The 13695-nt window shown below is 66.1% G+C and carries 9 protein-coding genes and 1 pseudogene; 6 read left to right on the forward strand and 4 right to left on the reverse strand.

What is annotated here, in order from left to right:
- Window positions 1-3: 3 nt before the first annotated feature.
- The 3 genes and pseudogenes from ABDW49_RS18385 (at window position 4) to ABDW49_RS18395 (ending at window position 3633) form a co-directional block, all read left to right on the forward strand.
- Entirely contained in the window at window positions 4-861 is an 858-nt protein-coding gene (locus ABDW49_RS18385) for a transporter substrate-binding domain-containing protein (RefSeq protein ID WP_343613735.1), read from the forward strand.
- 116 nt (window positions 862-977) lie between these two features.
- A pseudogene (locus tag ABDW49_RS18390) lies at window positions 978-2758 on the forward strand (methanol/ethanol family PQQ-dependent dehydrogenase).
- A 200-nt stretch (window positions 2759-2958) separates the two neighbouring features.
- Entirely contained in the window at window positions 2959-3633 is a 675-nt protein-coding gene (locus tag ABDW49_RS18395) for a response regulator transcription factor (RefSeq protein ID WP_245653818.1), read from the forward strand.
- 50 nt (window positions 3634-3683) lie between these two features.
- Here ABDW49_RS18395 and ABDW49_RS18400 read toward each other — a convergent pair whose 3' ends face one another.
- The 4 genes from ABDW49_RS18400 to adh all read right to left on the reverse strand — a co-directional run bounded on the left by ABDW49_RS18400 (window position 3684) and on the right by adh (window position 9197).
- Window positions 3684-5924, reverse strand: coding sequence for a NahK/ErcS family hybrid sensor histidine kinase/response regulator (locus ABDW49_RS18400; protein WP_343613740.1), 2241 nt, complete (start codon window positions 5922-5924; stop codon window positions 3684-3686).
- Window positions 5921-7069 carry an FIST N-terminal domain-containing protein gene (locus tag ABDW49_RS18405; protein ID WP_343613741.1) on the reverse strand — a complete coding sequence of 383 codons (1149 nt, stop codon included), beginning with the start codon at window positions 7067-7069 and terminating at the stop codon, window positions 5921-5923. Before ABDW49_RS18405 ends, ABDW49_RS18400 begins: the two co-directional genes overlap by 4 nt.
- 104 nt (window positions 7070-7173) lie before the next feature.
- On the reverse strand, window positions 7174-7563 hold the full coding sequence (locus ABDW49_RS18410) for a DUF779 domain-containing protein (protein WP_343613743.1): 390 nt from the start codon (window positions 7561-7563) through the stop codon (window positions 7174-7176).
- 113 nt (window positions 7564-7676) lie between these two features.
- Window positions 7677-9197, reverse strand: a complete 1521-nt coding sequence (gene adh / locus ABDW49_RS18415) for an aldehyde dehydrogenase (protein WP_343613744.1) — start codon at window positions 9195-9197, stop codon at window positions 7677-7679.
- A gap of 394 nt (window positions 9198-9591) precedes the next feature.
- Between adh and ABDW49_RS18420 the strand changes: the two genes are divergently transcribed.
- Genes ABDW49_RS18420 through ABDW49_RS18430 form a run of 3 tightly spaced genes read left to right on the forward strand, consistent with a single transcriptional unit; the run spans window position 9592 to window position 13591 of the window.
- The gene (locus ABDW49_RS18420) at window positions 9592-11652 is read left to right on the forward strand and encodes a TonB-dependent receptor (RefSeq protein WP_343613745.1); all 2061 of its coding nucleotides are present in this window, start codon (window positions 9592-9594) and stop codon (window positions 11650-11652) included.
- Window positions 11653-11702: 50 nt separating this feature from the next.
- Window positions 11703-12917, forward strand: coding sequence for a HAMP domain-containing sensor histidine kinase (locus tag ABDW49_RS18425; protein WP_343613747.1), 1215 nt, complete (start codon window positions 11703-11705; stop codon window positions 12915-12917).
- Window positions 12914-13591 (forward strand): response regulator transcription factor, encoded by a 678-nt coding sequence (locus ABDW49_RS18430; RefSeq protein ID WP_343613749.1) that lies wholly within the window; start codon window positions 12914-12916, stop codon window positions 13589-13591. The genes ABDW49_RS18425 and ABDW49_RS18430 overlap by 4 nt, the downstream gene beginning before the upstream one ends.
- Window positions 13592-13695: the final 104 nt, after the last annotated feature.

Here is a 13695-nt window from a genome sequence, read left to right on the forward strand (position 1 = left end):
CCGGTGCAGGATCGGCGCAGCTTCGTGATGCAGGCGCTGGCCTTCGCCGCGCTGGGCATGGGCCCGGCCGCGGCACAGGCCGCGCCGCTGGCCAAGGTCAAGGCTCTGGGCGTGCTGCGGGTGGCGGTCTATAAGGACAACCGCCCGTGGTCCTGGCGGCAGGACGGCAAGGTGGTCGGCATCGATGCCGATCTGGGCGCGGCTCTGGCCAAGGCGCTGGGCGTCCATGTCGATCTGGCCGAGCTGATGCCGGGCGACGATATGGAGGCCGATCTGCGCAATGGCGTGTGGAAAGGGGGTCTGCTGGGCTTTCAGCCCGCCGATGTGATGCTGCATGTGCCCTTCGACCGTGGTTTTGCGGCCCGCGTCGATCAGGTGGCCATCGTCGCCCCCTATTACCGCGAGAGCTTCCAGTTTGCCTGCATGAAGGGCGAGATCGACTGCAACGCCGCCCCCACCCAATACAAGGGCCGCAAGCTGGCGGTGGAGATCGACTCCATCCCCGATTCCTATCTCTCGGGCACGGGCGGCGGGGTGCTGGCGCGCGATGTCGTGCATTTCCCGATGGGCTTCGATGCCGCCGCCGCTCTGGCCCAGGGCAAGGCCGATGGCGTGCTGGCCAGCAAGGCGCAGGTGGAAAGCGCGCTGGCTGCCGCCAAACCGGCAAACATCGCGCTGCGCAGCATGCCTTTGCCCGGCTTTGCCTCGCCCGGCTGGGACATCGGCATGGCGGTGAAGGAGAACAGCCGCAATCTGGGCGATACCATCGAGGGGCTGCTGGATGGCATGGTCAAATCCGGGGAGCTGAAGGCGATCTTCGCCCGCTACGGCGTCACCTGGACTCCCGCTCTGGCCGCCTGATTCGCCCGTGCCGCCGCGACCCAAGGTCCAATTGTTCGCACCGGCCCACGTCATAGTCTTCTGATCGACGCACCGGGACAAGCGGCGCGGCAAGTCCGAAATAAGGGAGGATGAGGATGACGAAAGGACGTTTCAGGCGTTCGATGGCAGGCATGGCCGCCATCACGCTCGCGCTGACGATGGGAGGCGCCGCCGCGCCCCTGCTGGCCCAGAACCCCGCCCCGGCCGCAGCCGGCCCCACCGACGCCCAGTTGATGGACGACGCCAACTCCACCGGCGACGTGCTGACCTATGGCATGGGCCCGCGCGCCCAGCGTTTCAGCCCGCTCACGCAGATCAACGCCGACAATGTCGCGCTCTGGTACCCGCCTTCGCCGCCTCGCTGGGTGGCGAGAAGCAGCGCGGTCAGGAATCGCAGCCGCTGGTCTATGACGGCACGATCTATGTGACGGGCTCCTATTCGCGCATCTTCGCCTTCGACGCGCGCACCGGCGACCAGAAGTGGAAGTATGAAGCCCGCCTGCCCGACGGCATCATGCCCTGCTGCGACGTGGTCAACCGCGGCGCCGCCATCTATGGCGACAAGATCATCTTCGCCACGCTGGACGCGCGTCTGGTGGCGCTCAACCGCCACACCGGCAAGGTGGTGTGGAACAAGCAGATCGCCGATTATCAGGCCGGCTACAGCGCCACCGCCGCGCCGCTGATCGTCCATGGCATGGTCATCACCGGCAATTCGGGTGGCGAATTTGGCATCGTGGGCGCGGTGGAAGCGCGTGACGTCAACACCGGCGAGCTGATCTGGCACCGCCCGGTGGTCGAAGGCAACATGGGCACCTTGCGCGGCAAGGACAATGGCATCACCGGCAAGCTGAACGCAACCTGGGAGGGCGACCAGTGGAAGACCGGCGGCGGCGCCACCTGGCTGGGCGGCACCTATGATCCCGACACCAACCTGCTGTACTTCGGCACCGGCAACCCCGCGCCGTGGAACAGCCATCTGCGCAAGGGCGACAACCTCTACACCGCCTCGACGCTGGCGATCGATCCCGACACAGGCGTCATCAAGTGGCACTACCAGACCACACCGCATGACGGCTGGGACTTCGACGGGGTGAACGAGTTCATCCCCTTCGACGCCACCATCAACGGCAAGCCGATGAAGCTGGGCGCCAAGGCCGACCGCAACGGCTATTTCTTCGTGCTCGACCGCACCAACGGCAAGTTCATCAGCGCCAGCCGCTTCGTGATGAAGACGACCTGGGCCGAAGGCTACACCAAGGACGGCAAGCCCATCGTCATCCCCGCCGGCCGCCCCGGCGATCCGGCAGCGGCGGCCAAGGGCCCCTCGGTCTTCTCCTCACCCAGCTTTCTGGGCGGCAAGAACTGGATGCCGATGGCCTACAACCAGGGCACGGGCCTGTTCTATGTCCCCTCCAACGACTGGGGCATGGACATCTGGAACGAGCCGATCAGCTACAAGAAGGGCGCGGCCTATCTGGGCGCGGGCTTCACCATCAAGCCCATCGCCGAGGACCATATCGGCGCGCTGCGCGCCATGGACCCCAAGACCGGCAAGATCGTGTGGGAGTACAAGAACAAGGCTCCGCTGTGGGGCGGCGTGCTGACCACGGCGGGCAATCTGGTCTTCACCGGCACGCCTGAAGGCTTCCTCAAGGCCTTCGACGCCAAGACCGGCAAGGAATTGTGGAAGTTCCAGACCGGTTCGGGCGTGGTCGGCTCGCCCGTGACGTGGGAGCAGGATGGTGAGCAATATGTCGCCGTGATGTCCGGCTGGGGCGGCGCCGTGCCGCTGTGGGGCGGCGAGGTCGCCAAGTCGTTCAAGGATATCAACCAGGGCGGTTCGCTCTGGGTGTTCAAGATGCCCAAGGCTTAGGGCAAATCCGGAGCGGTTGGTCCGTGAAGGGATCAACCGCTTCCTGCATGCAAGGGGAGGCAGCGATGATCGTGATGGGGCGGGGGCAACAGGGATCGGCATGGGACGGCGCGCGCAGCTTTCCGCCACCAACACCCACGGCGATGCTTGCCACGCCCGCGATTGTGACGGATCATGGTGTCGGGGGTAAAACAGGGATCATGGACAGCGGCAGAGTGGAGAGCAGCGGGCCTCAGATGGAGCGAGTGCTGATCGTCGACGATCACCCGCTGGTGCGCGACGGTTTGCGCAGCGTGATCGCCGTCACCTTCGACGGCTGCGACATCTTCGAGGCGGCCAGCATGGAAGAGGCGCTGGCCACGCTGGAGCAGCAGGACAATTTCGACCTGATCCTGCTCGATCTGCATATTCCCGATGTCAAACGGCTCGATGGGTTGAAATTGCTGCGTCAGCGCTTCCCGATGCTGCCGGTGGTGATGGTTTCGGGCGCCTTCGACCGGACCGTGGTGCGCGAGGCGCTGGCGGCGGGCGCGGCAGGCTTCATCCCCAAATCGATGAAGCGCAGCGCCATTCTCGACGCGCTGCACCGCGTGGTGGCGGGCGAGATCTATATGCCCGATGCCGTGGCGGAAACCGACCCCGCCAATGAACAGAACGAGCAGATCCGCGAGCGCATCGAAAGCCTGACGCCGCAGCAGAAGATCGTGCTCAACCATCTGGTGCATGGGCGGCTGAACAAGCAGATCGCGCATGATCTGTCGGTTTCGATGACCACGGTGAAGGCGCATGTCTCGGCTATTCTGTTGAAGCTGAATGTGTTCAGCCGCACGCAGGCGGTGATCCTAGCCAATCGGGTGCAGTTCGACGGGGATTGATAGGAGCCAGTGAGGGCCGCAAGAGGGGCGCCCTGACCGGGGCGCCTTTTTTATGGTAGCATTGTGCGCAGCAAAGCACGCAATTGGGCAGGCTTCACCGGCTTGTTGAGCAGCGGCGTACCGCTGGCGGCCAGTTGCACCTTCAGCCCCTCGCCCCGGTCGGCGGAGATCATCACCGCCGGGATCGGCGCCCCGAAATACGCCTGCAATTGCGCAATCGCCCGGTCGCCGGTCTCGCCATCGTTGAGGTGATAATCGGCCAGAATGATGTCGGGCCGCTCGCCATCGGCGAAGAGCCGCACCGCCTCGCCGTAGTCGCCCGCCACCACCACATCGCAGCCCCAGCCGCCCAGCAGCGTGCGCATGCCCGACTGGATCTGCCGCTCATTGTCCACCACCAGCACGCGGCGCCCCTGCATCGAGCGGTCGCGCGGGGTGGTCACGCCATCGCCCTCGCTGGCCGCGACAGGGCGGCCCAGCGGCAGGGTGATGGCGAAGGTCGATCCCTCGCCCGGCGCGGAGTGCAGCCAGATCTTGTGGCCCAGCATATCGGCGGCGCGGCGCACGATGGCGAGCCCCAGCCCCTTGCCCTGACTGCGCGTGTCGAGCCGGCGGAACTCCTCGAAAATCATCTCCTGCTGGCTGCTGTCGATGCCGCGCCCGGTGTCGATCACCGCCACGCGCACCGCATCGCCCTCCACCGCGCAGGTGACGCGCACGCTGCCCGAGGCGGTGTAGCGGATCGCGTTGGAGATGAAATTCTGCAGAATGCGGCGCAGCAAACGCAGATCGGATTCCACCCACAGCGGGTCGGTCTCCATCCGCAGTTGCAGCCCGGCGGCGCGCGCCGAAGGGGTAAACTCGACGTTCAGCGTCTGCAGCAATTGGTCGATGCGGAAATGGCTGATTTCGGGCTGAATCGCGCCCGCATCCAGCCGCGAGATTTCCAGCAGGGCCTCCAGCAGGTCCTCCACCGATTCCAGCGCCGTGGCGGTCTGTGAGACCAGCGCGCGGGTGGGCAGCGCCAGCCTTTTGTCGCCCAAAGCCGCGACGAACAGGCAGGCGGCATTCAAGGGCTGCAGCAGATCGTGGCTGGCCGCCGCCAAAAAGCTGGTCTTGGACAGATTGGCCTTTTCCGCGGCGATCTTGGCTTGGGTCAGCGCCGCCTCGATGGTGCGGCGCTCGGCCACCTCCTGCCCCAGTCGCGCGTTCACGCTCAGCAGTTCGGCGGTGCGTTCCGAAACGCGGCGTTCCAGCGTCTCGGCGGTTTCGCGCAGCGCGGCCTGCGCCGTGAGCATATCGGTGACATCGGTGAAGCTGAACACCAGCCCGCCCTGCCCGGTGCGGGTCGAGCGAATTTCGAAGCGCCGCTCACCCGCCGGGCACAGCTGGCTGACCGGACTGATATGGCCCGCATCCTGCCAGTCGAGGCAGCCATGGTCTTCCATGCCCAGCCCCTGGCGGCACCAGTCGAGCAGATCGCCATGGCAGGCCAGCGCGCGGGCCGGGTCCTCGCCCAGCCCCAGCAGATGGCTCAGCGCTCCGTTCCACGCCGAGAGCCGCCCCGTGCTGTCGAACATGCAGACGCCCTCGGAGAGCGTATCGAGCGTCGATTGCAGGATCAGATTGCGTTCGGCCAGTTCGAGGGCGCGGGCGCGGGCATCCTCGGCCTTGACCTCGGTGATGTCGGTGTAGATGCCGACGATGCCGCCCTCGCTGGTGCGCAGCTCGTTGATCTGCACCCAGCGGCCATCGGACAAGGCCTGCACATGGCCGCCATCGGCCACGCCGTGCCTGACCAGCCGTTCCGACACCCAGCGGTCGGGCGCCACCACCGCGCCCAAGGGCCGCTCGTGCTTGGCCGCCAGTTGCGCGATTTCGGAGAACTCCATCCCCTCGCGCATATGTGGCGAGAGTTCGGGCCAGAAGCCCAGATAGGCCTCGTTGAACAGCACCAGCCGGTCGTCGGCGTCGAAGAGCACAAAGCCCTCGTTGATCGATTCGATGGCGTCGCGCAGGCGGATCTGCGCGGCATCGGCCGATTCATGCGCGGCGGCCAGATCGCTGTTGGCCTTGGCGAGTTGTCCTAGCGCATCCTCCAACTGGCTGGTGCGTTCGCGCACCATGGCCTCCAGCGAGATGGCGGTCTCGAACATCGAGAAGGCATTGGCCGACATGTCGCTCGACCGTTCGACGCGGTCCATCAGCGCGGCATTGATGCGGCGCAGCTTGCGCAACTCCTCGCGCAAAGCCTCGTTTTCCGAAACATCAAGGCGCTGCGCCTCACTCATTGGCCGATGGCCAGCCCGCTGAAGCTCTGGTTGATGTGCAGCGCGTGATATTGCTCGCCATAGGTGTTGAAGCCGATCACCCCGTTCTGGCTGTAAAGCTGCGACACATCGCGCGAAAGCTGCCGCCGCTCGGCATCGATGCGGTTGAGCACGCAGTCGAAGGCGATAATGCGGTCGACCGGGCCGATCTGCTCGCGAATGTCGGAGAACAGCGCTTCCATCCCGGCAATGCGGTCGACCGGTTCGCCCACGGTCAGCACCAGCCCCTCGTCGATGGCGCAATAGAAGGTCAGGCTGCCATCGGCATTGGCGCTCTGCACCGAGCGGACGTGGTATTCGCCCCCGGCGCGCACCATCAGCGGATGGGCCGCGAAGAAGGCCACGCCCAACTCCTCCCCCGCATGGCCGGCGAGCCGCAGATATTCCTGAGCGGCAGGCTCGGCATTGATCTCGGTGACGATGCGGTCATGGGGCAGCGCGCCGGTGATCACCATCTTGCGCTCGCCGGGGCGGTAATGCTGCGCCTTGAAGACATGCAGCGGACGCGGGGTGGAGAGGATCGCCACCACCGCCGCGCGCTGGTGAAAGGCCCCGCTCTCGAAGATCGCGGTTTGGCGGAAGCTGAGATCGTCGCCCGAGGAGCCGCCGATCAGCGGGATCTCGCCCAGCGCGTCCTGAATGGTCATCGTCAGCAATTCTTCCGAATGCGACAGGCCATCGACCAGAAACAGCGCGACATGGTTGACGCTTTCGCCCAGCGCCCGGCTTTCGCGCTCGGCCTGCGCGGCCAGCTGGCGGACCTGCGCGCGCGCCGCGACGGGGTCGAAATGGTCGATGTCGAGAAAGCAGTGCGAGGTCAGGCGAAAGGCACCGGCGGGAAAGCCGATGGCGCTCAGACTGTCATGGTCATAGCCGCGCTCGGTCAACTCGCCCGAGCTGGTGCAGCCGATCACGCGCACGCCTTCGGTCTGCAGATTGATTGCCCAGGCCAGCTTTGCCGCGTCGAAATGATGCGGGCAGAACAGGATCGCCCCGGCCAGCGGTTCCTTGCCCAATTGCGCGGCGATCTCCTCCATCGCCTCGAACGGGTCATCCGCATGCGAGGTTGCAAAAACCACCCCCGATTTCACCAGATTCTGCACCATCTGCCCGGTCTCTCCCATATTTTTCTTATGGTTCTTTCATGGACCGGAAAGGGGGTGTTTGTCATCCAAAACCAGCGCCCGAAACTGTGCCGAAACAGCCAAAATCAGCCTCCGCGCGCCGGCTCTCCGGCAGCGTCCAGCCGTGCGACCTCCTCATCGGTGAAGATGCGCGAACGCACGATAAAGCGCAGGCCTTCGGGTGCCTCCAGCGACATGCCCGAGCCGCGCCCCGGCACCACATCGATCGTCACCTGCGTGTGTCGCCAGTATTCGAATTGCGCGGCGCCGATCCACACCTGAACGCCGCCCGCGATCTCCCCCAGCAGCACGTCCTGAGCGCCGACCCGGAACTCGCCCTTGGGAAAGCACATCGGCGCCGAACCGTCGCAGCAACCGCCCGACTGGTGAAACATCAACGGCCCATGGCGCGCCTCCAGCCGGGCGATCAGCGCATCGGCGGCCTCGGTCGAAAGAATGCGTGGTGGTGTCTCCACGGCCAGCCTTTCCTCACAGAAAAGGTGGCGGGCGGGATGGAGTGATGGATGGGGCCGCCCGCCACAGTTCACGCGCGGGAGGAGAGACCACCCCGCGCGTGCCGTTACTCGAATTAAAAGAAGCCCAAAGCCTTGGGGCTGTAGCTGACCAGCAGGTTCTTGGTCTGCTGGTAATGGTCGAGCATCATCTTGTGGTTCTCGCGCCCGATGCCCGACTGCTTGTAGCCGCCGAAGGCCGCGTGAGCCGGATAGGCGTGATAGCAGTTGGTCCACACGCGCCCGGCCTGAATGCCCCGGCCCATGCGATAGGCGCGGCTGCCGTCGCGAGTCCATACGCCCGCGCCAAGGCCGTAAAGCGTGTCATTGGCGATGGCGAGGGCTTCGGCCTCATCCTTGAAGGTAGTGACGGCCAGCACGGGGCCGAAGATCTCCTCCTGAAAGATGCGCATCTTGTTGTGGCCCTTCAGCACCGTGGGGGTGACGTAATAGCCCTCGGCCAGTTCGCCATCATGCACGGCGCGCGTCCCACCGGTCAGCACCTCGGCGCCTTCGGCACGGCCAATGTCGATGTAGGAGAGGATCTTCTCCAACTGATCGTTCGAAGCCTGCGCCCCGATCATCGTCGAGGGATCGAGCGGGCTGCCCTGCTTGATCGCCTTCACGCGGGCGATGGCGCGCTCGATGAACTTTTCGTAGATGGATTCCTGGATCAGCGCGCGGCTGGGACAGGTGCAGACCTCGCCCTGATTCAGCGCGAACATGGCGAAACCTTCGAGGCATTTGTCGAAGTAATCGTCATCGGCGTCCATCACATCTTCGAAGAAGATGTTGGGGCTCTTGCCGCCCAGTTCCAGCGTGACGGGGATCAGGTTTTCGGAGGCATATTGCATGATCAGGCGACCGGTGGTCGTCTCGCCGGTGAAGGCGATCTTGCTGATCCGCTTGTTCGAGGCCAGCGGCTTGCCCGCCTCGACGCCGAAACCGTTCACCACGTTCAGCACGCCGGGCGGCAGCAGATCGCCGATCACCTCCAGCAGCACCAGCACCGACATGGGGGTCTGCTCGGCGGGCTTGAGCACGATGCAATTGCCCGCCGCCAGAGCAGGCGCCAGCTTCCACACCGCCATCAGGATCGGGAAGTTCCACGGAATGATCTGGCCGACCACGCCCAGCGGCTCATGGAAGTGATAGGCCACCGTGTCATGGTCGATCTCGCTGATCGAGCCCTCCTGCGCCCGCGCACAGCCCGCGAAATAGCGGAAATGGTCGATGGCGAGGGGAATGTCGGCATGGGTCGTCTCGCGGATCGGCTTGCCATTGTCGATGGTTTCGGCGAGCGCGATAAGATCGAGATTGGCCTCCATCCGGTCGGCCATCTTGAGCAGAATGTTCGACCGCTCGGTGGAGGACATCTTGCCCCAGCCATCCTTGGCGGCATGGGCGGCATCCAGCGCGGCCTCGATATCCTCGGCGGTGCCGCGCGCCACCTGACACACCACCTGCCCGGTCACGGGTGAGATGTTGTCGAAATACTCACCGCGCGCGGGCGGGGCCCAAGTGCCGTTGATGTAATTCTCATACTTGTCGCGGATCAGTTTCTGGCCGGCGAATTTCGCCAAGGCATCCTGCAGCATCGTCATCCTCCTGGGTCAGTGTCTGTGCCGTCCCTTGGGGCAAAAGATCGCGCCGCCCACCGCCCCGGACAATTGCACCTTCGGTCGGATGGGGCACCGTTGCGGCGGGCTGCAAGATGATCGGGTCAGGCCGCCATGGCAGCGCGCGGCTACGGATATGGGTGACCACCCCCTCTTGACCCAAAGTATAAGATAACCCGCCCGCACCGGCTGTTACGCTGCCCCCCGACAGAGCCGCAAAGGCAGGAAGGGGGAGGACAGGAGATCGCCGCGGAGCATGCCGGGCGATGGCCCACTTGTATCCCGGCTCCGCTTCCGCTTTTGTCGCCCGACACGACAAGACACTGCCATAAGCCAAGACAGGGGAATACAGCCGGTGCCGATCAGATATGACATGAGCCTCACCGCCATGCTCTCCCCCATGCTCGTCCTCGCCGCGACAGGGGTCATGGCCACCGAAGCCCATGCCGATGCCGCCGCCGATCCTGCCGCCTCCCCCTCCGCCAATGCGGATGGCACGCAGGTGCTGATCGTCACCGGCCGCCCGCTGGCCGACAGCAAGGCCGCCAGCGCCTATGACAGCATCCTGATCTCACGCGAGACGCTGCTCTCCAGCGCCTCGGGCCGGATCGAGGATGTGCTCTCCGGCGTGGCGGGCTTTCAGCAATTCCGCCGCTCGGACAGCCGATCGACCAACCCCTCGGCGCAGGGCGTGACCCTGCGCGCGCTGGGCGGCAATGCGGCGGCGCGCACGCTGGTGCTGCTCGACGGGGTGCCGATGGCCGATCCGATGTTCGGCTCGGTGGCGCTTTCGGCCATCGCGCCCGAGCGGCTGGCCAACATCCGCGTCACGCGCGGGGGCGGATCGGGCGCTTTCGGCTCGGGCGCGGTGGCGGGCACCATCGCGCTGGAAAGCGCCGGGCGCGACACCACCGGCGCCTTTTCGGGGGATGTCTCGGCAGACACGCGCGGCGAGACCTCGCTCTCGGGCAGCGTGGCGCCCAAGCTGGGACAAGGCTTCGCGGTGATCTCGGGTCGCTGGGATCGCGGACAAGGCTTCTGGACCACGCCGCTCGATCAGCGCGTGCCCGCCAGCGCCAAGGCCGCCTATGACGGCTGGAGCGTCTCCGCCCGAGGCGTCGCCCCCGTCGCCCCCGATATCGAGCTGCAGGGCCGCGTGCTGGCCTTCCGCGACCAGCGCACCCTCCGCTTTGCCGGGGCCGACAGCCGCAGCTTCGGCGAGGATGCCAGCATCCGTCTGGTGGCACGAGGGCCGTGGCAGGTCGATGCTCTGGCCTATCTGCAGGATCGCGGCTTTTCCAATGTGGTGATCTCCTCCACCACCTTCAAACCCACGCTGGACCAGCGCTCGACCCCCTCGACCGGCCTTGGCGGCAAGCTGGAGGTGCATCCCCCGGTTGGCCCCAACCACCAGTTGCGGCTGGGCACCGACTGGCGCCGCACCAGCGGCGACCTGTCCGAGGTCAGCTACAATTCCACCACCGGGGCGGTCAGCGCCTATCGCTGGGCCGGGGGCACCAATGACGACAAGGGCCTGTTCCTCGAAGACGACTGGCGCATCGGCATCCTCACCCTGACTGGCGGCATTCGCGGCGACCACTGGAGCATCGAGCGCGGCTATGTCCGCACCGCAGGGCCGACCGGGGCCATCACCGCTGACAACAGCTATGACCCGCGCGACGGCTGGGCTTTGTCGGGCCGGGGCGGCGCCCTGCTGCGCGTGGCTAATGGCGTGACCCTGCGCGGATCGGCCTACAGCGGGCTGCGCCAGCCGACGATCAACGAACTCTATCGCACCTTCACGGTCTTCCCCGTCACCACCAACGCCAATCCGCTGCTGGGCAATGAGCGGCTGAAGGGCGTGGAAGGCGGCGTCGATCTGGGGCCTTTCGCAGGGGTCACCCTGTCGGCCACCGGCTTCGTCAACCGGCTGGAGCATGCCATCGCCAATGTCACCACCGGTGTGAACTTGAAGCAGCGCCAGAATGTCGATGCCATCCGCGCGCGCGGCGTGGAGGTGGACGCCAAGGGACGCTGGGGCGCGATCACGCTCGACGCCTCGCTGGCGCTGACCGATTCCGTGGTGGAGGCCAGCGGCGCGGCGATCGGCTTGAATGGCCTGCGCCCGGCCCAGACGCCCAAGATCGCCACCAGCACCACTTTGGGCTGGGCCCCGGCCAAGGGCTGGCAGCTTTCGGCCACGGTGCGCTATGTCGGCGCGCAGTTCGAGGATGATGCCAATGCCGCCAATTCGGTGCTGCGCCCGGCGACCACCATCGGCCTCTTCGCCCGCGCTCCGCTGAGCCATGGTTTCGCCGCCATCGTCCGCGTGGAAAACCTGACCGATGTGACGGTGATGACCCGCAATCAGGCGGGCAGCATCGATGTCGGCGTGCCGCGCACCGTCTGGCTGGGAGTGCACAAGGACTTGTGAGCCCGACCGCGCCAGACAGGGGGAGCCAAAGCGCCGGACGCCTGCGCCTGATGCTGTTGCTGCTGGCGATGGGCGGATCAATCCTCGGCCTGCTGCTGGGGTTTTCGCTGAGCCTGATGGCCGCCTCGCGCCAGTTCGAGCATGCGCTGATCGCCCAGCAGCAGGCCGCGCTGGTGGCGGATCTGGCCCGCGATGCGGAAGGGCTGAGCGCCCCGGCGCTGCGCGACAATCTGGCAGCCTATCGTGCCTTGATCCAACAGGAGCGACAGTTCCTGAGCCCCCGCCAGCAACAGGCCCAGAGCGATGAACTGGCCCGCGCCGATGCGCTGGCCCTGCTGGCCGGGCGCCCCGAGGACCGCGCGCGACTGGTCGCCATGGTCAGGGCCATCGACAGCGGCGAACAGCATGAGGTGGCCGCCGCCCGCGCGGATCTCACAAGCATCCGCCGTGACACCATCCTGCTCGGCGTGCTGCTGGCGCTGACGGCGCTGGGCGCGGCGGCGGTCGGGCTGATCCAGTTGCAGCGCGCCAACCGCGATCTGGCTCAAGAGGTCGCCGCCCGCACTGCCGATCTGCGCGCCATCGACAGCTCGCGCCGCCTGTTCTTCGCCAAGGCCAGCCATGAGCTGCGCACCCCCGTCACCGCCATCCGCGTGATGGCCGAGGTGGCGCTGGACAGCGGCGCGGATGCCTCCAGCCCCCTGCGCGACATCGTGGCGCAGACCACCTTCCTGAACCACCGCATTGAGGAGTTGCTGGCCCTCTCCAGCGCCGCCGAGGGGCGGCCCGTGATGGCGCCCGAACCCTGCGATCTGGCCGAGGTGCTGGCCACGGCCGCGCTTCAGGCCCAGCCCTATGCCGCCTCGATCGGCGTCACCATCCGGCAGGCCCAAGCGCCCGCGCCGTTGATCGCGCTGGCCGACCGGCGCTGGCTGACTCAGGCTGTGCTGGCGGTGATCGACAATGGGCTGAAATTCTCCGACCCCGGCGGTGATCTCGATCTGGCGCTGGACAGCGATGGGCAGATCGCCGCCATCACCCTTGCCGACCACGGCCCCGGCGTGCTGCCGCGCGAGTTGCCGCGCATCTTCGACGCCTATTATCAGGCCGAGGCAGGCAAGACGCGTGGCGGCACCGGGCTGGGTCTGGCGCTGGCGCGCTGGGTGGTGGAGCAGCATGGCGGCGGCATCCATGCCGAGAACCGTGACGGCGGCGGCTGCCGGATTGTGATTCAACTGCCGCTGGCGCGGGAGGAGGTGCCATGATCCTGCTCGTCGAGGACGATGTGGCCATCGGCAGCGCGATCCATCAGGGGCTGACGGCACGGGGCTTTCCCATCCACTGGCTGAGGCGCGGCGCGGACCTTCTCGATCAGGCGGCAGGCGGCGCGGTCAGCGTGGTGATCCTCGATCTGGGTCTGCCCGATGGGGATGGGCTCGATCTGTGCCGGGCCCTGCGCGCGGCGGGCCATCGCATGCCGGTGCTGATGCTGACCGCGCGCGGCACGCTGGACGATCGGCTGGAGGGCTTCGAAGCCGGGACCGATGATTATCTGCCCAAGCCCTTCGCCTTTGCCGAGCTGGTGGCGAGAATCACCGTTCTGGCACGTCGCGCCGAAGAGCTGCCCCCTGCCCTCATCCATTTCGGATCGCTGAGTGTTGACCGTGCCAAGGGGCAGATCATACGCCATGACACGGCGCTGACCATGGAACCCAAGGCCCATGCCGTGTTGTTGCAACTGGCAATCCAGCGCGGCGCGCTGATCCCCCGCCAGAGGTTGATCGACACGGTGTGGGGCAAGGAATCTTCCATTTCAGACAACACTCTGGATGTGACGATCAGCATTTTGCGCCGCCGTCTGAGCCAGCTTGCGCCCGAGTTCACCGTGCGCGCAGTGAAGGGACATGGCGTTCAACTGGTCTGCGACCTTATACCTTAGGTCATCCTGACGAGACCATCAGGATTCCCGCCTCGCGACCCGATATGACTCATTCCGACAGAGAATGGCAGGCAGGACGATGAACCTGTTTGGAACAAGAATAA

The sequence above is a fragment of the Novosphingobium sp. genome, assembly GCF_039595395.1.
Taxonomy (GTDB): domain Bacteria; phylum Pseudomonadota; class Alphaproteobacteria; order Sphingomonadales; family Sphingomonadaceae; genus Novosphingobium.

Bases quoted from the DNA above. Each gene is read 5' to 3' on its own strand.
- ABDW49_RS18395 (WP_245653818.1), top strand. From the start codon at position 2,959: ATGGACAGCGGCAGAGTGGAGAGCAGCGGGCCTCAGATGGAGCGAGTG.
- ABDW49_RS18400 (WP_343613740.1), bottom strand. From the start codon at position 5,924: ATGAGTGAGGCGCAGCGCCTTGATGTTTCGGAAAACGAGGCTTTGCGC.
- ABDW49_RS18405 (WP_343613741.1), bottom strand. From the start codon at position 7,069: ATGGTGCAGAATCTGGTGAAATCGGGGGTGGTTTTTGCAACCTCGCAT.
- adh (WP_343613744.1), bottom strand. From the start codon at position 9,197: ATGCTGCAGGATGCCTTGGCGAAATTCGCCGGCCAGAAACTGATCCGC.
- ABDW49_RS18420 (WP_343613745.1), top strand. From the start codon at position 9,592: ATGAGCCTCACCGCCATGCTCTCCCCCATGCTCGTCCTCGCCGCGACA.
- ABDW49_RS18425 (WP_343613747.1), top strand. From the start codon at position 11,703: ATGCTGTTGCTGCTGGCGATGGGCGGATCAATCCTCGGCCTGCTGCTG.
- ABDW49_RS18430 (WP_343613749.1), top strand. From the start codon at position 12,914: ATGATCCTGCTCGTCGAGGACGATGTGGCCATCGGCAGCGCGATCCAT.